General features: G+C 54.8%; 20 protein-coding genes and 1 tRNA gene. 17 read left to right on the top strand and 4 right to left on the bottom strand.

Annotated elements, in window-relative coordinates; genetic code table 11:
- The first annotated feature begins 10 nt into the window (after positions 1 to 10).
- From hisD to DFP95_RS22255, 16 genes are all read left to right on the top strand, one after another.
- Positions 11 to 1,300 carry a histidinol dehydrogenase gene (gene hisD, locus DFP95_RS22330; protein WP_115994913.1) on the top strand — a complete coding sequence of 430 codons (1,290 nt, stop codon included), beginning with the start codon at positions 11 to 13 and terminating at the stop codon, positions 1,298 to 1,300.
- Positions 1,297 to 1,905, top strand: coding sequence for an imidazoleglycerol-phosphate dehydratase HisB (gene hisB, locus DFP95_RS22325; RefSeq protein ID WP_115994912.1), 609 nt, complete (start codon positions 1,297 to 1,299; stop codon positions 1,903 to 1,905). The genes hisD and hisB overlap by 4 nt, the downstream gene beginning before the upstream one ends.
- On the top strand, positions 1,906 to 2,520 hold the full coding sequence (hisH, locus tag DFP95_RS22320) for an imidazole glycerol phosphate synthase subunit HisH (protein ID WP_115994911.1): 615 nt from the start codon (positions 1,906 to 1,908) through the stop codon (positions 2,518 to 2,520). It begins immediately after the preceding gene.
- A 19-nt stretch (positions 2,521 to 2,539) separates the two neighbouring features.
- Positions 2,540 to 3,307, top strand: coding sequence for a phosphoribosylformimino-5-aminoimidazole carboxamide ribotide isomerase (gene hisA, locus DFP95_RS22315; protein WP_115994910.1), 768 nt, complete (start codon positions 2,540 to 2,542; stop codon positions 3,305 to 3,307).
- A 24-nt stretch (positions 3,308 to 3,331) separates the two neighbouring features.
- On the top strand, positions 3,332 to 4,090 hold the full coding sequence (gene hisF / locus DFP95_RS22310) for an imidazole glycerol phosphate synthase subunit HisF (protein ID WP_115994909.1): 759 nt from the start codon (positions 3,332 to 3,334) through the stop codon (positions 4,088 to 4,090).
- Positions 4,087 to 4,758 carry a bifunctional phosphoribosyl-AMP cyclohydrolase/phosphoribosyl-ATP diphosphatase HisIE gene (gene hisIE, locus DFP95_RS22305; protein ID WP_115994908.1) on the top strand — a complete coding sequence of 224 codons (672 nt, stop codon included), beginning with the start codon at positions 4,087 to 4,089 and terminating at the stop codon, positions 4,756 to 4,758. Before hisF ends, hisIE begins: the two co-directional genes overlap by 4 nt.
- A 24-nt stretch (positions 4,759 to 4,782) precedes the next feature.
- The gene (gene hisJ / locus DFP95_RS22300; protein ID WP_115994932.1) at positions 4,783 to 5,586 is read left to right on the top strand and encodes a histidinol-phosphatase HisJ; all 804 of its coding nucleotides are present in this window, start codon (positions 4,783 to 4,785) and stop codon (positions 5,584 to 5,586) included.
- Positions 5,587 to 5,684: 98 nt separating this feature from the next.
- Positions 5,685 to 6,638, top strand: a complete 954-nt coding sequence (locus tag DFP95_RS22295; RefSeq protein ID WP_115994907.1) for a ribose-phosphate diphosphokinase — start codon at positions 5,685 to 5,687, stop codon at positions 6,636 to 6,638.
- Positions 6,639 to 6,819: 181 nt separating this feature from the next.
- Positions 6,820 to 8,550 carry a tetratricopeptide repeat protein gene (locus DFP95_RS22290; RefSeq protein ID WP_115994906.1) on the top strand — a complete coding sequence of 577 codons (1,731 nt, stop codon included), beginning with the start codon at positions 6,820 to 6,822 and terminating at the stop codon, positions 8,548 to 8,550.
- 47 nt (positions 8,551 to 8,597) lie between these two features.
- Positions 8,598 to 9,548, top strand: a complete 951-nt coding sequence (gene trxB / locus DFP95_RS22285; protein WP_115994905.1) for a thioredoxin-disulfide reductase — start codon at positions 8,598 to 8,600, stop codon at positions 9,546 to 9,548.
- A gap of 41 nt (positions 9,549 to 9,589) precedes the next feature.
- Entirely contained in the window at positions 9,590 to 10,543 is a 954-nt protein-coding gene (locus tag DFP95_RS22280) for an ROK family glucokinase (protein ID WP_115994904.1), read from the top strand.
- Between the two features lie 138 nt (positions 10,544 to 10,681).
- Positions 10,682 to 11,572, top strand: coding sequence for an RNase adapter RapZ (rapZ, locus tag DFP95_RS22275; protein WP_115994903.1), 891 nt, complete (start codon positions 10,682 to 10,684; stop codon positions 11,570 to 11,572).
- A 10-nt stretch (positions 11,573 to 11,582) separates the two neighbouring features.
- The gene (locus DFP95_RS22270) at positions 11,583 to 12,566 is read left to right on the top strand and encodes a gluconeogenesis factor YvcK family protein (protein WP_115994902.1); all 984 of its coding nucleotides are present in this window, start codon (positions 11,583 to 11,585) and stop codon (positions 12,564 to 12,566) included.
- A 6-nt stretch (positions 12,567 to 12,572) separates the two neighbouring features.
- Entirely contained in the window at positions 12,573 to 13,508 is a 936-nt protein-coding gene (whiA, locus tag DFP95_RS22265; RefSeq protein ID WP_115994901.1) for a DNA-binding protein WhiA, read from the top strand.
- Between the two features lie 101 nt (positions 13,509 to 13,609).
- Positions 13,610 to 13,879 carry an HPr family phosphocarrier protein gene (locus DFP95_RS22260; RefSeq protein WP_115994900.1) on the top strand — a complete coding sequence of 90 codons (270 nt, stop codon included), beginning with the start codon at positions 13,610 to 13,612 and terminating at the stop codon, positions 13,877 to 13,879.
- A gap of 121 nt (positions 13,880 to 14,000) precedes the next feature.
- Positions 14,001 to 14,777 (top strand): SIMPL domain-containing protein, encoded by a 777-nt coding sequence (locus DFP95_RS22255; protein ID WP_115994899.1) that lies wholly within the window; start codon positions 14,001 to 14,003, stop codon positions 14,775 to 14,777.
- A 149-nt stretch (positions 14,778 to 14,926) separates the two neighbouring features.
- Here DFP95_RS22255 and sda read toward each other — a convergent pair whose 3' ends face one another.
- From sda to DFP95_RS22235, 4 genes are all read right to left on the bottom strand, one after another.
- On the bottom strand, positions 14,927 to 15,187 hold the full coding sequence (sda, locus tag DFP95_RS22250) for a sporulation histidine kinase inhibitor Sda (RefSeq protein ID WP_245987855.1): 261 nt from the start codon (positions 15,185 to 15,187) through the stop codon (positions 14,927 to 14,929).
- A 221-nt stretch (positions 15,188 to 15,408) separates the two neighbouring features.
- Positions 15,409 to 15,993, bottom strand: coding sequence for an ATP-dependent Clp endopeptidase proteolytic subunit ClpP (clpP, locus tag DFP95_RS22245; protein ID WP_115994898.1), 585 nt, complete (start codon positions 15,991 to 15,993; stop codon positions 15,409 to 15,411).
- 148 nt (positions 15,994 to 16,141) lie between these two features.
- Entirely contained in the window at positions 16,142 to 16,543 is a 402-nt protein-coding gene (locus DFP95_RS22240) for a hypothetical protein (RefSeq protein WP_115994897.1), read from the bottom strand.
- Positions 16,544 to 16,870: 327 nt separating this feature from the next.
- Positions 16,871 to 16,945 (bottom strand) — tRNA-Arg (locus tag DFP95_RS22235).
- Between the two features lie 228 nt (positions 16,946 to 17,173).
- On the opposite strand from DFP95_RS22235, the gene DFP95_RS22230 reads away from it, so the two are divergent.
- Positions 17,174 to 18,196: a sugar-binding transcriptional regulator gene (locus tag DFP95_RS22230; RefSeq protein ID WP_115994896.1), complete on the top strand. Its 1,023-nt coding sequence runs from the start codon at positions 17,174 to 17,176 to the stop codon at positions 18,194 to 18,196.
- Positions 18,197 to 18,287 lie beyond the last annotated feature (91 nt).

The raw sequence follows: 18,287 nt of genomic DNA, 5'->3' as shown, positions 1-18,287 counted from the left end.
AGAGTTGGCGATGTATGTAGGGAAAGCTTCCGATTTCCGGCTGGAGCGGGAAAGCGAATACGGCTCTCCGGAGCAGAACGCGGCGGTCAAGGAAATCGTGAACGCGGTTCGGCTCGAGGGCGATGAAGCCCTTCTTAGATTTACGGAGGAATTCGATAAAGTCGCGCTGAAGCCGGGGCAGTTAAGGGTTACGGACGAAGAGATCCAAGGAGCATACGCGCTTGTGGAGCCGGAGTTTTTGAGCGCGCTGCGGCAAGCGGCCGCGAACATAACGGCGTTCCATGAGAAGCAGAAGCGCGGAACATGGATCGACGTTGCCGAAGACGGCACGATGCTGGGCATGGTGCTCCGGCCGCTGAGGCGGGTAGGGCTCTACGTGCCCGGAGGCAAGGCGGCGTATCCGTCGTCCGTGCTGATGAACGTGCTTCCGGCGAGGGTGGCCGGCGTGCCGGAGATCGTGATGGTGACGCCGCCGTCGACCGGCGGCAAGGAAGGCATCGACCCGTACATTCTGGTGGCGGCCGCGGAAGCGGGCGTGACGGAGATGTACCGGGTCGGAGGGGCGCAGGCGGTAGCTGCGCTGGCTTACGGGACGGCGAGCATTCCCGCCGTCGACAAGGTCTGCGGGCCCGGCAACATCTACGTGGCGCTGGCGAAACGCGCCGTGTACGGCGCGGTCGACATCGACAGCATCGCCGGCCCGAGCGAGATCGTCGTGCTGGCGGATGACAGCGCGGATCCGCGGTATATCGCCGCGGATATGCTGTCGCAAGCGGAGCACGATGAGATGGCGTCGGCGGTGCTCGTCACGCCGTCGCAGGGGCTAGCCGACGCGGTCGCGTCGGAGCTGGAGCGGCAGGTGGCTACGCTGCCGCGGGTCGAGATTGCTCGGCGCTCGCTCGAGCAATACGGCGCGATCTTGGTCGTCGACAGCCTGGACGAAGGACTGGACGTCGTGAACAAGCTGGCGCCGGAACATCTGGAAGTGATGACGGAGGATCCGCTCGATCTGCTCGGAAGAATCGAGACGGCGGGAGCGATATTCCTGGGGCCGTACAGCTCCGAGCCGGTAGGAGATTATTTCGCCGGTCCGAACCACATTCTGCCGACGAACGGAACCGCACGGTTCTCCTCGCCGCTGAACGTGGACGATTTTCTGAAGAAATCCAGCTTGATCCGATATAGTAAGAAGGCGTTGTTCAGAGACGCGGCAGGAATTGCCACGCTCGCCCGCCACGAGGGACTGGAAGGCCATGCCCGCGCGGTGGAAATCAGATTGGAAGGCAGGGACGCAAAGTGAGCGAAGATCAAGCAAAAGCAGGCCGCAGCGCGGCGGTATCCCGCAAGACGAACGAAACGGACATTCAGCTATCCTTGGGCGTTGACGGAACCGGTGCGGTTTCCATCGAAACCGACGTCCCGTTCTTGAACCATATGCTTGATTTGTTTGCCAAGCATGGACAATTCGATCTGAAGGTCGAGGCTCGCGGCGACGTAGACATCGACGATCATCACACCGTCGAGGATATCGGAATCTGCCTAGGTCAGGTGCTTCGCGAAGCGCTTGGAGACAAAGCCGGCATTAAACGTTACGCCAGCGTGTTCGTGCCGATGGACGAAGCGCTTGCGCAAGTCGTTATCGACATTAGCAACCGTCCTCATTTCGAATTACGGGCCGATTTCCCTGCCGCAACGGTTGGAAGCTTCTCGTCGGAGCTCGTTCACGAGTTTCTGTGGAAGCTAGCTTTAGAAGCGCGTATCACCTTGCACGTTATCGTCCACTATGGACGCAATACGCATCACATGATCGAGGCGGTATTCAAGGCGCTCGGGCGCGCCCTCGACGAGGCGACCTCGATCGACCCGCGCGTGAAAGGCGTACCTTCCACCAAAGGAGTGTTGTAAGTGATCGCCATTATCGACTACGGCATGGGGAACCTGCATAGCGTCAGCAAAGCCGTAGAAAGGCTGGGCCGCGACATGGTCGTGACCTCCGACCCGGAGGCGATTCTCGCCGCCGACGGAGCGATTCTTCCCGGCGTCGGAGCGTTCGGCGACGCGATGGCCAACCTGCGCGGCACGGGACTGGCGGATGTGGTGCAGGCTTATGCGGCATCCGGGAAGCCGTTGCTCGGTATTTGTCTCGGCATGCAGTTGCTGTTCACGGAAGGCGAAGAGCACGGAGTTCACCGAGGCTTGGATTTGCTTCCGGGCCGCGTCGTCCGTTTCCAAGGCGACTATAAGGTGCCGCATATGGGATGGAACGAGCTGACGTTCAAGCAGACGAGCCCGTTGCTCGAGGGAGTGGATCCTGGACACGTCTACTTCGTGCATTCCTACCATGCGTTGCCCGAGCAAAGCTCGGATTTACTGGCGGTTGCGGATTATCACCAGCCGGTGACGGCCATCGTGGGAAGAGGCAATCTGTTCGGGATGCAATTCCATCCGGAGAAGAGCGGCGATCTCGGCATGGCTCTGCTCCGCAACTTCACTGATCTGACAGGCGCGAAGCGAAAATGACAATAAAGGACTGAGGGCTTTGAGGTTCAGACCTTGCATCGATATTCATCAAGGAAAAGTGAAGCAGATCGTCGGGGAAACGCTGCAAGCGGACGCCTCGAAGGTCGTGGAGAACTTCGTCTCCGAACGGGGGGCGGACTACTTTGCTTCGTTGTATAAGCAAGACGGATTAACCGGCGGGCATATCATCATGCTCGGCGAAGGCAACAGAGAGGCGGCTTTGTCCGCGCTGCGGGCTTATCCCGGCGGTTTGCAGATCGGCGGCGGGATAACGGCGGACAACGCGGCAGCTTACTTAAGCGAAGGGGCTTCGCACGTCATCGTTACTTCGTACGTATTTCGGGACGGTCGGCTGCAGATGGATAACCTGCGGCGGATCGTTTCGGAGGTCGGCCGGGAACGTCTCGTGCTCGACCTTAGCTGCAAGGAACGCGATGGCAAATGGTACGTGGTGACGAACCAATGGACAAAGTTCAGCGACCTGGAAGTGAACGAAGAGAACGTTCGGGAGCTGGAAAGCTACTGCGACGAGTTTCTGATCCATGCCGTCGACGTCGAGGGGAAGCGGGAAGGCGTCCAGGAGAAGCTGGCGGAGAAGCTTGCCGAATGGGCGACAATTCCGGCCACGTACGCGGGCGGAGCGCGCTCGATCGCGGACTTGGAACGATTCCGCGAGTTGACGGACGGCAAGCTGGACATTACGATCGGCAGCGCTCTCGATATTTTCGGAGGGGCGTTGCCTTACAGCGAAGTCGTTGCTTATTGCGATCCGTCGCAATCGCGATAACGTACTAAAAGGGGGGAACGCCGCATGTTAGCGAAAAGAATCATCCCGTGCTTGGACGTAAAGGACGGACGGGTCGTGAAAGGCGTTAATTTCGTGAACCTGCGGGATGCCGGAGACCCGGTGGAGCTCGCGGCCATCTACGATCGCGAAGGCGCGGATGAGCTTGTGTTCCTGGATATCTCGGCTTCCGTAGAGGGCCGGGCGACGATGGTGGATGTCGTTCGCCGGACCGCCGGCGAAATCACGATTCCGTTCACGGTCGGCGGCGGCATATCAGCGGTCGAAGACATGAAGCGGCTGTTGAGAGCCGGAGCGGACAAAATCGGCATTAACACGGCGGCGATCCGCAATCCGGATCTGATTACGGACGGCTCGAGAACCTTCGGGACGCAGTGTATCGTCGTCGCGATCGACGCGAAGTATAACGCGGAATGGGGCGAGTGGGAAGTATTCACCCACGGCGGCCGCAACGCGACGGGCATTCGCGCGATCGAATGGGCGCGCGAGGCAGAACGCCGAGGTGCGGGTGAGCTACTTCTCACCAGCATGGACGCGGACGGAACGAAGGACGGTTTCGATATCAAGCTGACGAGCGCGGTTTCCGGCAGCGTCGGTATTCCGGTAATCGCCTCCGGGGGAGCTGGGAATGCCGGGCACTTCGCGGACGTGTTCGCGGAGGGGCTTGCCGACGCCGCGCTGGCCGCGAGTATTTTCCACTACAAGGAAGTATCGGTGCAAGAAGTGAAGACCGCCTTGCACGGTAAAGGAGTGAACGTTCGATGACGCAATCGCAGCATTTATGGGAGCAAATCAAGTGGAGCGCGGATGGGCTGGTTCCAGCCGTCGTTCAGGACGCCTTGAGCAAAGAAGTGTTGATGCTGGCATATATGAACGAAGAGTCCCTTCGGTTATCTCTGGAGAGCGGGCAAACTTGGTTCTGGAGCCGATCACGCGGCGAGCTATGGAATAAAGGGGCGACTAGCGGCAATACGCAGCAAATCGTTTCCTTGCACTACGACTGCGACGGCGATACGCTGCTCGTGAAAGTCAACCAGAAAGGCCCGGCGTGTCATACGGGAGCTTATAGCTGCTTCTACCGCGACGGATCGTTGACCGGCGAAGCGCAAGCGTCTCCGGCTCCGGTAGAAGACCGGTTCGGCCCGTTGAGCCGCCTCGAAGCGACGATCGCGCAGAGGGACGCGGAGCGTCCGGAAGGCGCTTATACGACCTATCTGTTCGAGAAGGGCGTCGACAAAATCCTGAAGAAGGTCGGAGAGGAAACGGCGGAAGTCATCATCGCGGCGAAGAACCGCGACCAAGACGAGCTTCGTTGCGAAGCGGCCGACCTGATCTTCCACCTGATGGTTCTTCTGCGCGAGCAAGGCATCCCGTTCGACGGCGTCCTGCAGGAGCTCGAATTCCGGCATAGGAAGCCGGTTAAGAAAGACTAGGTGAAGACGATGACCTCGAAAGGCATGCCTATCGACTACCATACGCACAATTATCGTTGCGGCCACGCGGTCGGAACGTTGGAAGAGTACGTCCTGAGCGCCATAGACCAAGGACTGGAGCAAATCGGGCTATCCGATCATATGCCGCTCATCCACGTTAGCCCCGAGGAGCATCCCGACATCGCGATGTCGATGGAGGAGCTCCCGCGTTATGTGGAGGAATGCTTGCGCTTGCAGGAGAAATATAAGGACCGGATAGCCGTTAGAGTCGGCCTCGAGGGGGACTTCATAGAAGGCTACGAAGAGAAGATCGAAGCCATCGTGAATGGTTATCCTTGGGATTACGTGATCGGCTCCGTCCATTTTCTGGGAACGTGGGATGTGACGGATTTCCGACAAGTTCATCAGTGGGAAGGCCGGAGCGTCATAGGCGCATACGAGCAATATTTCGATGCGATACAGAAAGCGGCCGCCACCGGGTTGTACGATTACATCGGTCACGTCGATGCGATCAAGCGTTTCGGATTCCGTCCGGAAGAAGACGCGACCCCCTTGGAAAACGCCGCCCTGCAAGCGATTAAGCAACATGACGTGGCTTTCGAGCTGAATGCCGCGGGCATTCACGCGCCTTGCAAAGAGATGTATCCGTCCTTAAGAATGCTGGAACGCGCGAAGGCTTACGACATCCCGGTAACCTTCGGTTCGGACGCCCATCATCCCGACAAAGTCGGACAAAAAGGGACAGATGCCCGAACGATGCTGAAAAACGCCGGATACGCGCAAATAGCTACGTTTGAGCGGCGTAAACGGGTTATGAAACCTTATTGAATTATATCCGTACTCCTGTATAATGATGCTTGACTAAGTAGCATGAATGACGGTTTTCGACACGTGAATGTGTTGAAGAGCTAAATTTGGAGGGGCACATGTATAGCAGCAGCAAGCTTCGTATCTTTTCGGGATCATCCAATCCGTTATTGGCCAGCAAGATCGCCGAGAATCTCGGATTACCGCTCGGGAAAATCAAACTTTCCCGGTTCAAGAGCGGCGAAGTGTACGTTCACTTCGAGGAGACGATTCGCAATTGCGACGTTTTCCTAGTCCAATCGTTATCGCATCCGATCAATGACTATTTCGTTGAGTTGCTGGTCATGATCGATGCAGCGAAAAGGGCATCCGCCCGCACCATCAATGTCGTACTGCCTTATTACGGCTATGCCCGGCAAGAACGCAAAGCCGCTCCGCGCGAGCCGATCTCCGCGAAGATGGTTGCCGATGTCTTGACGACGGTGGGCGCGCACCGGATCGTAACGATTGACCTGCATGCTCCGGCTATACAAGGCTTCTTTAATATCCCGGTAGATCACTTGACCGCACTGGACTTAATCAGCGATTACTTGAAGGCCAAAGACATTCGCAACCCGGTCGTCGTTTCTCCGGATGCGGGACGCGCGTCGACGGCCGAGAAGCTCGCGAACCAGTTGGATTGCGCCTTCGCCATCATGATCAAGAAACGTCCGGCGCATAACGAATCCGTTATTACTCACGTCATCGGAGACGTGGAAGGATACACGCCTATCATTATCGAAGACATGATCGATACCGGAACGACGATCGTGAACGTCGTGGAAGGACTGAAGGAACGCGGCGCGGAAGACGTATTCGTATGCGCGACGCATCCGTTGTTCTCGGGGCCTGCCCTGCAGCGGCTCGATCATCCGAATATCAAGGAGGTCGTCGTTACGGACTCCATCCTGTTGCCCGAAGAACGTTCCTCGCGCTTCAAGGTCATCACTGTAGCGCCGATGCTGGCGGAAGCCACGCGCATCATCATGGAGGGCGGCTCGATAAGCACGTTGTTCAAGAACGCCGGCGTTTAATTAAATTCCGGTAACTTAGAGGGGTGTCCCGAAGGCCGATAAGGCCCTGGCGGACACCCCTTTATTTATTTAAGGACGCGGTCGTTCCCGACTTCCAGCAGAGTCTTATTTTATGGATGGCGTATGCTGTGTTATAATCGTGGTTGATGGAGTTCCAGAACAACTAGGAGGTGCCTTGCCGATGAGTCAGCGGAAACGTGCGGCCAATCCCCGACGTCCCAAAGTGATCCCGATGCGTCTGGACGCGACCTTTTTCTTCGAACGTGCCGTGCAGTCGCTGGATCGTTACCACTACGACAAGGCACTTAAATATTTTCGCCGAGCGGTGGAGTACGAGCCGGAGAACCCGGTTAATCACTGCAATATGGCGGGGATTCTGTCCGAAATGGGAAGGTACGAGGAGTCGAACGTCATTCTGCGCTCGGTATTGGATCAGATCGATCCGGCTATGACCGAATGCTACTATTATTTAGCCAATAATTACGCCAATATGGAGCTGTACGAAGCTGCCGAGGAGGCGCTTGTCCGATACCTCGAGAACGACCTGGAAGGGCAATTCCTTGACGAGTCGGATGAATTGCTCGATCTGCTTAATTACGAGCTGAACCGGCCGACGAAGCTTGTCACCATAAAGGCGAAAGAAAACATATACGCGCACGACAAAGCCCGCGAACTGCTGGAAGCGGGCAGATTCGCGGAAGCGGTCAGCATGCTGGAAGAAATTATCGGACGCGAGCCGGATTTCTTGGCGGCGAGAAATAACCTGGGGCTGGCATACTATTATATGGGCCAATTCGAGAAATCGGTGACCACCATTACCGAAGTGCTCGAGGCGGAACCCGGCAATTTGCACGCCCTGTGCAATCTCGCGATCTTCTATCAGCATTCCAATCAGGAAGGTCCATTGCATTCGTTGATCGAGAAGCTCAACAAGACGGTGCCGTTCCATCCGGAGCACGTGTTCAAGATGGCAACGACGCTCGGAATCGTCGGGGAGCACCGCGAGGCTTATATCCACTTCCGCCGGTTACTCAAGACGGGCGAACTGTCCGGGGAGCCTAGCCTTCACCATTTTGCGGCTGTAGCCGCAGTTAATCTGCAAAGATACGACGACGCGGAGAAGCATTGGAAGCAGGCTGAGAAGCTGGATGCGGAATCGCCGGTTCCTTCGTTCTACCTCCGGAGACTGGAGAAGGTACGGACGGGCGAGGAAAGTCCGCCTACTCATTACCATTACCATCTTCCCTTCGAAGAGCAATTCAAGCAGTGGGAGAATAGTCCGGGTCAAGTCACGGAAGCCTTGAAGCGCGATCCGCTGATCCGTTCGTCCTTCTTCTGGGCGCTTCGCCATGGAGACCGCCGCACGAAGGTGCAGGTTATACAAGCGCTCGGTCTCGTAGCCGACGAAGAAGTGATCGATGCGTTGAAGGCTTTCCTGATCGATGCGGACGAGGAAGACGAGTTGAAAAGAGTTGCCGTTCTCGTCCTGCGTTCCATAGGGGTGCAGGATTCCTTGAACGTGACGTTCAGCGGGCGAACGCTGACTTTGGAAGCGAGACGAAAGTCGGCGAAGCTTCCGGTATGGGATAGCGCTTGGCAGGCTGTGCTCGAGCATGCTCTCGAGGGCATGTCGGGCCGATACGACGTCGTTCAGCAGCATGATATGATGACGTTGTGGGTCGACTATCTATCCCGGGTCTACCCGGAAGTCCCCAAGCTTCATAAGTCTCTAGGATGGGCGGCAGCCTTGGAATATTGGACGGCTAAGATGCATCGCAGAACCGTTACGTACGCGGATCTGGTCAATCGCTACGGGGTCTCCCAAGCCAGCATCAGCCGTTATGCGAACCGCATTGACGAAGCTTGCGGCATTCGGGAGAAACTAGACTTAACGACGCCGTCTTTTCACTAATTGATCGTAAAAATCCGCAGTCGATTGCACAATAGGAGGAAATGTAAATGCATAAAACGATTGTTATCGGAACAGGCCCTGCCGGATTAACGGCGGCCATTTATTTAGCGCGGGCGAACTTGTCCCCGCTCGTCATTGAAGGCCCTGAGCCGGGCGGCCAATTGACGACCACCACGGAAGTCGAGAATTTCCCGGGTTTCCCGGAAGGCATCATGGGACCGGACCTTATGGCGAACATGCGCAAGCAAGCGGAACGCTTCGGCGCGGAGTTCCGTACGGGTTGGATCAACACGGTCGATACGTCCAAACGTCCGTTCACTCTCTCGTTGGAGGGCGGAGAAACGTTGCAAGCCGAAACCTTGATCATCTCTACGGGAGCATCCGCGAAATACATGGGCATCCCGGGCGAAAGGGATAACGTGGGACGCGGCGTCAGTACTTGCGCGACGTGCGACGGATTTTTCTTCCGCGGCAAGAAAATCATCGTCGTAGGTGGCGGAGACTCGGCCATGGAGGAAGCGAGCTTCCTGACTCGTTTCGCATCCGAGGTCACTCTGGTTCATCGCCGCGACGAGATGAGAGCTTCCAAAATCATGCAGGATCGCGCCCGCGAAAACAATAAAATTTTGTGGGGCTTGAATAAAACTCCGATCGAAGTCGTTGCCGGCCCTATGGGCGTTACTGGGCTTAAAGTCCTCGACAACGCGACCGGAAAAGAAGAGATCATCGATACGCAAGGCTTGTTCGTTGCGATCGGGCACACGCCTAACACGAAGTTCTTGGACAATCAGATCGAGATGGACGAACTCGGCTACATTAAGGTGACTCCGGGAACGACGGAGACGAACGTGCCGGGAATCTTCGCGTGCGGAGACGTACAGGACCACAAATATCGCCAAGCGATTACGGCTGCCGGCAGCGGCTGCATGGCCGCGCTTGATTGCGAGAAGTTCCTGGAAGGCTCGATGGTACACGATTGGAGCCAATCACTTTCTTAATATCAGCAACCAATATTATTCCTTATGAGGTGTCGACTATCATGTCAGAATCGTTGTTCGTAGGCGTTGATTTAGGTGGAACCGCCATTAAAGTCGGCTTGTGCAACGCGGATGGGGAATTGCTCCGTACGTATGAAGGGCCAACGCAAGCCGCCGATGGAGCGGACGCCGTGTTATCCAACATTGCGGCCTATGTCAAGGAGCTCGTACCTCCGGGAACTCCCGAGTGGAATGCCTTAGCCGGCGTCGGAATCGGAATCGCCGGTTTTCTGGATATTCCCGCGGGAGTGATTAACTTCTCGCCTAATCTTCCTTTCAAGAATGTTCCCGTGAAGGCAATCATGGAAGAGAAGATCGGCAAACCGGTCAAGATTAATAACGATGCCAACGTGGCTGCTCTAGGCGAAGCGTGGGGCGGCGCGGGCAAAGGCATTCCCCATTGCGTATGCTATACGCTAGGCACCGGAGTCGGCGGGGGGATCATCCTGCACAACCGGTTGATCGAAGGGTTCTCGGGTATGGCGGGAGAGCTGGGTCATATGTCGATCGTGCCCGATCTGGAAGCCATTCAATGCGGCTGCGGTAAAATGGGCTGCTTGGAGACAGTATCGTCCGGGACGGGAATCATCCGCATGGCTAACGACGCGGTAGCTCGCGGGGATAAGACTTCGCTTGCTATGATCGAGGAAGAGATTACCGCTAAGGACGTATTCGATGCAGCGAAGAGCGGTGACGAAGTATCGCAGCGGATCGTCACCAGGGCAGCCTTCTATTTAGGTAAATCGATGGCGGCGGTAGCGGTGGTCGTGAATCCGCAACGGTTCATCGTCGGCGGCGGAGTCAGCAAGGCCGGAGAGTTCCTGTTCGAACAAATCCGGGAAGTATTCCATAAGTTAACGCCGGGCAATGCACGGGAAGGCGTTGAGATCGTAGCTGCGGAGTTGGGCAATAACGCGGGCGTCGTCGGAGCAGCGGGCTTGTTCCTTCGAGCATAATTGAAGCAAACGCTCGGCTCCGCAGCTAATCGACGCGGGTCGGGCGTTCTTTCGTTTCAACTACGAAATATCGACATCGGTTGTTCAGAGTGACGACTTAGTCTTTATTGCTTGATGGTCACTGGGAGGGGGGAAAGCATGGATACGATTACGACACAGCCGACGCTAGTCATCATTACGGGGATGTCGGGCGCGGGAAAGACGATCGCGGTGCAGAGCTTAGAGGATTTGGGTTTTTTCTGCGTCGATAATCTACCGCCCGTACTCATTCCTAAGTTCGCTGAGTTGATTGAACAGTCGCAAGGCCGGATCGCTAAAGTGGCATTGGTTATCGATTTGCGCGGGCGCGAGTTTTTTACCGCGCTATCGGAATCTCTTAATCACATTCGCGAGCATTACACGATTCATTACGAAATTCTTTTCTTGGATGCGACGGATTCCATTCTTGTGCAACGGTACAAGGAGAGCCGGCGCAGGCACCCTCTTGCTCCGGACGGCTTGCCGCTGGACGGGATTCACTTGGAGCGGAAGCTGCTGGAGGACTTGAAGGGCTGGGCTACTCAGGTTATCGACACAAGCAGTCTTAAGCCGGCTGCCCTGAAGGAGAAGATTATCGGGCGGTTCACGAACCTTGATCGCAATAATATCTCGATTAACGTGACTTCGTTCGGATTTAAGTACGGGGTTCCGATCGATGCGGATTTAATCTTCGACGTGCGTTTTCTACCGAATCCGCATTACGTGGACAGTCTTCGGCCTAAGACCGGAGTTGATCCCGAAGTGTATGACTATGTCATGAAGTGGCCGGAAACGCAAACCTTCCTGACCAAGTTGCTGGATATGTTACAATATTTAATACCGTTATATCATAAAGAAGGCAAGAGCCAGGTCGTGATCGGAATCGGGTGCACCGGAGGAAAGCACCGTTCCGTCGCTTTGGCCGAATATTTAGGACGAAGGTTAGGCTCGAGCGACACCGAATCGGTGCGAGTGAGCCATCGCGATTCCGATCGCGATCGGCAAAGCTGAGGTGGAGACGATGATACAACCTAATCTCGCCCGCAAACCGCGGATCGTCGTCATCGGCGGAGGTACGGGGCTGTCCGTCATGCTTCGCGGTCTGAAGCAGAAGCCTCTGGACATTACGGCCATCGTTACGGTCGCCGATGATGGAGGAAGCTCCGGCATTCTACGCGAAGAGTTGCAGATCCCCCCTCCGGGGGATATCCGCAACGTGTTATCCGCTCTTGCGGACACCGAGCCGTTGCTCGCCGAGGTTCTGAAGTATAGATTCAGCAACGGTACCGGATTAGCGGGGCATAGTCTCGGGAATCTTATTCTCGCTGCGATGACCGATATTACCGGAGATTTCGTTACCGGCGTTACGGAGTTGAGTCGCATATTCGCGGTGCGGGGCAGGGTTCTGCCGGCTGCTAATCAAGCCATCGTGCTGAAGGCCGAGATGGAAGACGGCTCGATCGTCGTGGGGGAATCCACGATTCCGAAATCGGGCTTGGCTATCCGCAAGGTGTTCCTAGAGCCCGCCGACGTCGAGGCGTTGCCGGAAGCCGTTCAAGCTCTACGCGAGGCGGACGCGATACTCATAGGGCCGGGAAGCTTGTATACGAGTATTATTCCTAATTTGATCGTACCGAAGCTTGCGGAAGCCATCATCCAGTCGGATGCGGTGAAGCTGTTCGTCTGCAACGTGATGACGCAGCCCGGCGAAACCGATAATTATTCCGTGAGCGACCATTTGGCGGCGGTTCACGCTCATATCGGCCATCATCTATTCGATTACGTGATCGTGAACGACGGAGAAATTCCTCCTCAGGTGCAGAGCCTCTATGCCGAACAAGGTTCGACGGCGGTGCATTTGGATCTAGACGAGGTAACCAAACGCGGATATAAGGTAATAGCGGATACGCTTGTGCTTTTTAGAACCTATTTACGGCACGACGCTGCCAAGCTTAGCGATCATATTTATCATCTGGTCGAAGATTGGATGTTGCGGAAAGGGTGAATAAGCATGTCGTTCGCGGCACTTACGAAAAAAGAACTGACAATGCTCGAATCCGACCATTGCTGCGAGAAAGCGGAATTGTCGGCGTTGATCCGGATGAACGGTACGATCTCCCTGACCAATAAGCGGGTCGTATTGGATATCGCTACCGAGAATGCCGCGATTTCGCGCCGGATGTACACCCTTCTCAAGCGACATTTTACCGTAGTGACCGAACTTCTCGTTCGCAAAAAAATGCGTCTTAAGAAAAACAACGTGTACGTCGTCCGCGTGCCTGCCGGCGCGGAAGCTATCCTGAACGATCTGTCCATCGTCTCGGAAGGGTTCTTGTTCCATCCGAGCATCGACAAGGAGCTAGTGCGCAAGCCGTGCTGCAAGAAAGCTTATCTACGCGGCGCTTTTCTGGCAGGAGGCTCCGTCAACAATCCGGAAGGCTCATCTTACCATCTGGAGATCGCGTCGATGTACGAGGAGCATTGTCAGGCGCTGGTGGATCTTGCGAATAAATTTCATTTGAACGCGAGATTTATCGAACGCAAGAAGGGATTTATCCTCTATATTAAAGAGGGCGAGAAAATCATCGAATTTCTGAGCATTATAGGCGCCCATCAGGCTTTGTTCAAGTTCGAGGACGTTCGCATTATGCGGGACATGCGCAATTCCGTTAACCGGATCGTGAATTGCGAGACGGCGAATCTGAACAAAACGATCGGGGCGGCAGTAAGGCAAATCGATAATATCAAGCTGCTCGTTAGAGAAGTCGGCCTGAACAATCTTCCCGATAAACTGCGCGAGGTCGCGGAAGTAAGGCTTCAGCATCCGGATATCAACCTAAAGGAAGTCGGGGATTTGCTCAAGGGTCAAGTCAGTAAATCGGGGGTAAATCACCGGCTGAGGAAGCTTGACGAATGGGCTGAAAAAATCCGGAATGGCGGAGCATAACCGTATAGCGTATTTGTTGACATCAATGGTATAATAGTTAAGAAACTGTAGCACGGGGGTCCCGGGTAGCGGGACGAACAAAGATAGGGGGTATCCGGTCCATGACGAGACAGCCGGTGGTAGTTCGGCTTAAAACGGGTCTTCACGCCAGACCGGCGGCACTATTCGTGCAAGAAGCCAATAAATTCTCCTCCGACGTCTTCGTGGAGAAGGATGACAAGAAAGTTAACGCGAAAAGCATCATGGGTATCATGAGCTTGGCGATCAGCTCCGGTACGGAAGTCGCGATCAGCGCGGAAGGTTCCTACGCAGAGCAAGCTGTAACCGCTTTAGTGCAGCTTGTAAGCAAAGAAGAGCTTGAGAACCAATAGTTACCTTCGCATGGGGCTCCCTAAGGGGAGCTTTTTGCATTTATGTGGGAGAAAATGAAACCTTTGGGATAATAATTACGTCATAAGGGGGCAGGTCATATACTCGAAAGGGGTTTGGGTTATGGACAATCGCAAGCGAACGTTGCAAGTGCTGTCGGTGGTTTTGGCTGCAGCGGTAATCGGTTGGTTCGGATTTGGACGAGGGGAGGTCGGCGAGGTGTCAGCGGAATCTATGCCAGCCGTCACGGCTGCAACGCCAGCGTACACGGTTACGGTGGGAGCGACCGGTTCGATCATGGTGGAGCCGGACGTCGCGTACTTGAACTTGGCCGTCGAAACGCGCGGAGCGAAGGCTTCGGAAGCCCAGCAAGCGAATGCGGACACGTTCGCCGGAGTGGAGAAGACATTGTACGAGAAGTTCGCGATCGATAAAAAAGACGTGAAGACGACCGGACTAGACGTACAGCCGGAATACAACTATACGGAGAAGGATGGTCGCGTGCTTAAAGGTTACGTCGCGGTACATTCCATTCAGGTAACCTATCGCAAGCTTCCCGAGATCGGAAAGCTGTTCGATGCATTGACTGCTTCCGGCGCGAACCGTTTGGATGGCGTTCAATTCTCGACGGAGAAAAAGGACCAATACGAGCTCGACGCCATGAAGAAAGCGATGGACAATGCGGCGGCGAAGGCAGGCGTGTTGGCAACTTCGGCCAAACGTCAGTTGAAAGGCGTCGTTAACATCGTGCAAGGAGACGTATCCGACAATCCGATCCTATACGCAAGGGCAGAGTCGATGAGCATGGCGAAAGCGGCGGATGGAGCGGCTCCGACGTCGGTTCAATCCGGCCAGATCGAAATAAGCGCGCAGGTGACGGTGCAATACGAAATGCAGTAAACCCGCTTGTGCGGAGGGCGTACGAGGTACGCGGCGGCGGATCGGAGGATATCCTCTGATTCGCCTTTTTGCGCGTTGTTTCGGATAGAAATAAATAAACCGCCGTCCTGTGAAGGAGGCGGTTTGAGGCAGGGATTGCAACGCTATAATTAAGCTTCTCTGTAGTGACTTATTTGTCGAATAGAGAGCGCTTCTTCAAGCAACTCGATGAATTCAGCTGATAAGTTCATTTTCTTAGCTTCCCTGTAAACTTCCAGTAAATGTTCGTCCTTGAGCGGGCGAAGAAGAGATGCTTTATCGCTCAACCGACGAGCGGCCACCATGTCGATGTGACTTTCGTTGGGGCTTCGGAAAGGCATTAAATCTTCGGTCTGCTTGTTCACGAGATATGGATAGGTCCGTCCCGGCATAAAAATCCCTCTCTTCCAGAGTTCCTAAGAGATGACTAGAATTGGAGGTAAATGGTATTACCTCATAAAACAGCATATCATGGATTGTCCGCGTAGCAGAGAGGGCATTCAAAGTTTTGAATTTATGTTGACGAAAGTTACGTAGTGTGGTATGTGGTCTTTTGGAATAAAAAGAAGAGTGCCGTCGTTCTTGGGAACGGAGGCACTCTTCTGTTGTTGCCTTAGGTGACTTTATCGATGACTTTGTCGATTAGTCCGTATTCTCTAGCGACTTCGGCTTCCATGAAGTTATCGCGGTCCGTATCTTTCTCGATGCGCTCAAGCGGTTGGCCCGTACGCTCCGAAAGAATGCCGTTTAACTTATCGCGCAATTTAAGGATGCGGCGAGCGCGAATTTCGATATCGCTCGCTTGTCCTTCCGCTCCGCCGAGCGGTTGGTGAATCATGACTTCGCTGTTCGGAAGAGCGAAACGTTTGCCTTTGGCGCCTGCGGCTAGCAGGAACGCTCCCATGGATGCGGCCATGCCGACGCAGATCGTAGATACATCAGGCTTGATGAACTGCATCGTATCGTAAATGGCCATTCCGGAAGTGATGGAGCCGCCGGGGCTGTTGATGTATAAGTGGATGTCTTTTTCCGGATCTTCGGCTGCCAGGAACAGCAACTGCGCGATGATGGAGTTGGCAACCACGTCATTGACCTGAGTGCCTAGAAATACGATTCTGTCCTTGAGTAAGCGGGAATAAATGTCGTAGGCCCGTTCTCCTCGATTAGTTTGCTCGACAACCATAGGTACGAAACTCATGTTTGACGTCCCTCCTCATGATTTTGATTTTTTTATCATAGCGAATCCGGATGTAAAAGTCAAAGAAAGTCAAAGGAGCTTTTCCGGCAAAAAAATGCCAACCTTGCGGAGGTGGGAAAAAGGGAAGTTAACTGCATGCCAAAAGTAGCTACGAACCACCGAATACCCACGCGAGGACGGCTATTTCGCCCAAAGTAGCTACGAACCACCGAATACCCGCGCGAGGAACGGCTATTTTGCCCAAGGTAGCTACGAACCACCGAATACCCGCGCGAGGAACGGTTATTTCGCCCAAAGTAGCTACGAACCACCGAATACCCGCGCGAGGAACGGCTATTTTGCCCAAGGTAGCTACGAACCAACGAATACCCGCGCGAGGAACGGCTATTTTGCCCGAAGTAGCTCCGAACCACCAAATACCCACGTGAGGAACGGCTATTTCGCCCGAAGTAGCTCCGAACCACTGAATACCCGCGCCAGAAACGGCTATTTCGCCTGAAGTAGCCCCGAACCACCAAATACCCACGTGAGGAACGGCTATTTCGCCCAAAGTAGCTACGAACCACCGAATACCCGCGCCAGAAACGGCTATTTCGCCTGAAGTAGCCCCGAACCACCCAATACCCGTGCCAGAAGCGGCTATTTCGCATATCCCCCAGGTTATATCGCCGTAAGAAGAACTTTGAAGGGAAAAAGCTGGTATGTGCAGCTTAACTAGCGAATTGGCGGTGTTGAAGGTTTAAATAGTTGAATGTCGAGGGCTAGAGAAGGAATTGCGCAGAGGCTCGGCACTGGCGAAATTATTGAATAAATCAAAAAACCGACCGTATGGAACGGTCGGTTGTGCTGAATGCTATTGTTTGTTGAAATTGAAGATTGGCGCGCCCGTGAGGAATCGAACCTCAATCTCAGCCTTCGGAGGGCTGCGTCATATCCGTTGGACCACGGGCGCTCATTAAATGCAGCAAGAGTTATTATAGGCGATACAACCGCAAAAAGCAAGAGAATGAGCGGGGCTAAATTTGTTATTTTCGTGGACGGTAAGTCTTGCATCCGACTGAGATTTTAGATAAAATAAAGGTGGGACTTAAAATGATATGGCGGGACGTTTTACGTCCAACAATTATATCGCATCGTTGCCCACGGTAGTCATCCGGTCTCAGGAGGATAAGCGGACAGAATGCGAAAAATCGTAGACATTCAGAAGAAGCTGCTACCCGACCTCATGCAGGTGATGGAGAAGAGGTACGATATTCTTCATCGAATTTACCTGGCCGGCACGATCGGACGGCGAACGCTAGCCACTAGCGTCGATTTAACCGAGAGAGTACTGCGATCGGAGCTAGAGGTGTTAAGGGCGCAGGGGTTGCTGGATACAGCCGCTTCAGGAATGAGGCTAAGCGAGAGCGGAAGGCAGTTAGTTGAAGAGATGGAACCGATCGTCAAGGAAATATTCGGACTATCGGATCTGGAAGAAGCGGTTCGTACCGCATTCGGATTGAAACGGGTCATAATCGTACCCGGCGACTCCGACGACTCGGACCATATTAAGATCGAGATGGGCAGGGCGGGAAGCCGAGTGCTGAGAGAGAGCCTTTCATCCGGCGATGTCGTAGCGGTTATGGGCGGATCGACGATGGCTCGCATGGCCACTCAATTCGCGACGCCGACGCAACTGAAGGACAATTGGTTCGTTCCGGCTCGCGGAGGCTTAGGCGAGAGCGTGGACTTCCAAGCGAACACGATTGCTTCGGAGCTAGCCAAGCGCACGGGAGCAAGATACCGGATGCTACACGTTCCGGATCACCTGAGCGAGGAAGCGTACCAAACGATCATGCAAGAACCTAACGTACGCGAAGTCGTCGACATGATACGAAGCGCGCGCATAGTGGTACACGGAATCGGAGATGCCGTGACCATGGCCCGGAGAAGGAAGCTTAAGGACGAGACGAAGGAAGAGTTGGTCAAGGACGGAGCGTTGGCGGAAGCCTTCGGCTACTACTTCGACCGATCGGGCAAAGTCGTTCATCGGATGGCGACGGCGGGCTTGCGCCTAGAAGACATCGAAGCCGCGGGAGTGGTTATCGGTATCGCGGGCGGAAGCAGCAAAGGCGAGGCGATCGCGTCGGTAATGAGATTCGGTCACGACGACGTCCTGGTTACGGATGAAGCGGCTGCCATAGAAGCTCTGAAGCATGTTTAAGTTAGAAGGATAAGTTACAAGCCCGAGAAAAGGGTAATCCTATTTATAGCGAGCATAGTGGTCTCGGCGCTAACGGCGCCTGACATATAGA

Origin of the sequence: Cohnella lupini (assembly GCF_003386205.1) — a bacterium.
In the GTDB taxonomy this organism is placed as follows: domain Bacteria; phylum Bacillota; class Bacilli; order Paenibacillales; family Paenibacillaceae; genus Cohnella; species Cohnella lupini.
Note: the sequence above shows the minus strand (reverse complement) of the source record. Positions and strands in the feature narration are given on the sequence as shown.

Coding starts and splice junctions, on each gene's coding strand:
- rapZ (WP_115994903.1), top strand. CDS start 10,682: ATGGATACGATTACGACACAGCCGACGCTAGTCATCATTACGGGGATG.
- whiA (WP_115994901.1), top strand. CDS start 12,573: ATGTCGTTCGCGGCACTTACGAAAAAAGAACTGACAATGCTCGAATCC.
- DFP95_RS22230 (WP_115994896.1), top strand. CDS start 17,174: ATGCGAAAAATCGTAGACATTCAGAAGAAGCTGCTACCCGACCTCATG.
- DFP95_RS22295 (WP_115994907.1), top strand. CDS start 5,685: ATGTATAGCAGCAGCAAGCTTCGTATCTTTTCGGGATCATCCAATCCG.
- hisF (WP_115994909.1), top strand. CDS start 3,332: ATGTTAGCGAAAAGAATCATCCCGTGCTTGGACGTAAAGGACGGACGG.
- trxB (WP_115994905.1), top strand. CDS start 8,598: ATGCATAAAACGATTGTTATCGGAACAGGCCCTGCCGGATTAACGGCG.
- hisIE (WP_115994908.1), top strand. CDS start 4,087: ATGACGCAATCGCAGCATTTATGGGAGCAAATCAAGTGGAGCGCGGAT.
- DFP95_RS22290 (WP_115994906.1), top strand. CDS start 6,820: ATGAGTCAGCGGAAACGTGCGGCCAATCCCCGACGTCCCAAAGTGATC.
- clpP (WP_115994898.1), bottom strand. CDS start 15,993: ATGAGTTTCGTACCTATGGTTGTCGAGCAAACTAATCGAGGAGAACGG.
- DFP95_RS22280 (WP_115994904.1), top strand. CDS start 9,590: ATGTCAGAATCGTTGTTCGTAGGCGTTGATTTAGGTGGAACCGCCATT.
- DFP95_RS22270 (WP_115994902.1), top strand. CDS start 11,583: ATGATACAACCTAATCTCGCCCGCAAACCGCGGATCGTCGTCATCGGC.
- DFP95_RS22260 (WP_115994900.1), top strand. CDS start 13,610: ATGACGAGACAGCCGGTGGTAGTTCGGCTTAAAACGGGTCTTCACGCC.
- sda (WP_245987855.1), bottom strand. CDS start 15,187: ATGCCGGGACGGACCTATCCATATCTCGTGAACAAGCAGACCGAAGAT.
- hisJ (WP_115994932.1), top strand. CDS start 4,783: ATGCCTATCGACTACCATACGCACAATTATCGTTGCGGCCACGCGGTC.
- DFP95_RS22255 (WP_115994899.1), top strand. CDS start 14,001: ATGGACAATCGCAAGCGAACGTTGCAAGTGCTGTCGGTGGTTTTGGCT.
- hisD (WP_115994913.1), top strand. CDS start 11: ATGTATGTAGGGAAAGCTTCCGATTTCCGGCTGGAGCGGGAAAGCGAA.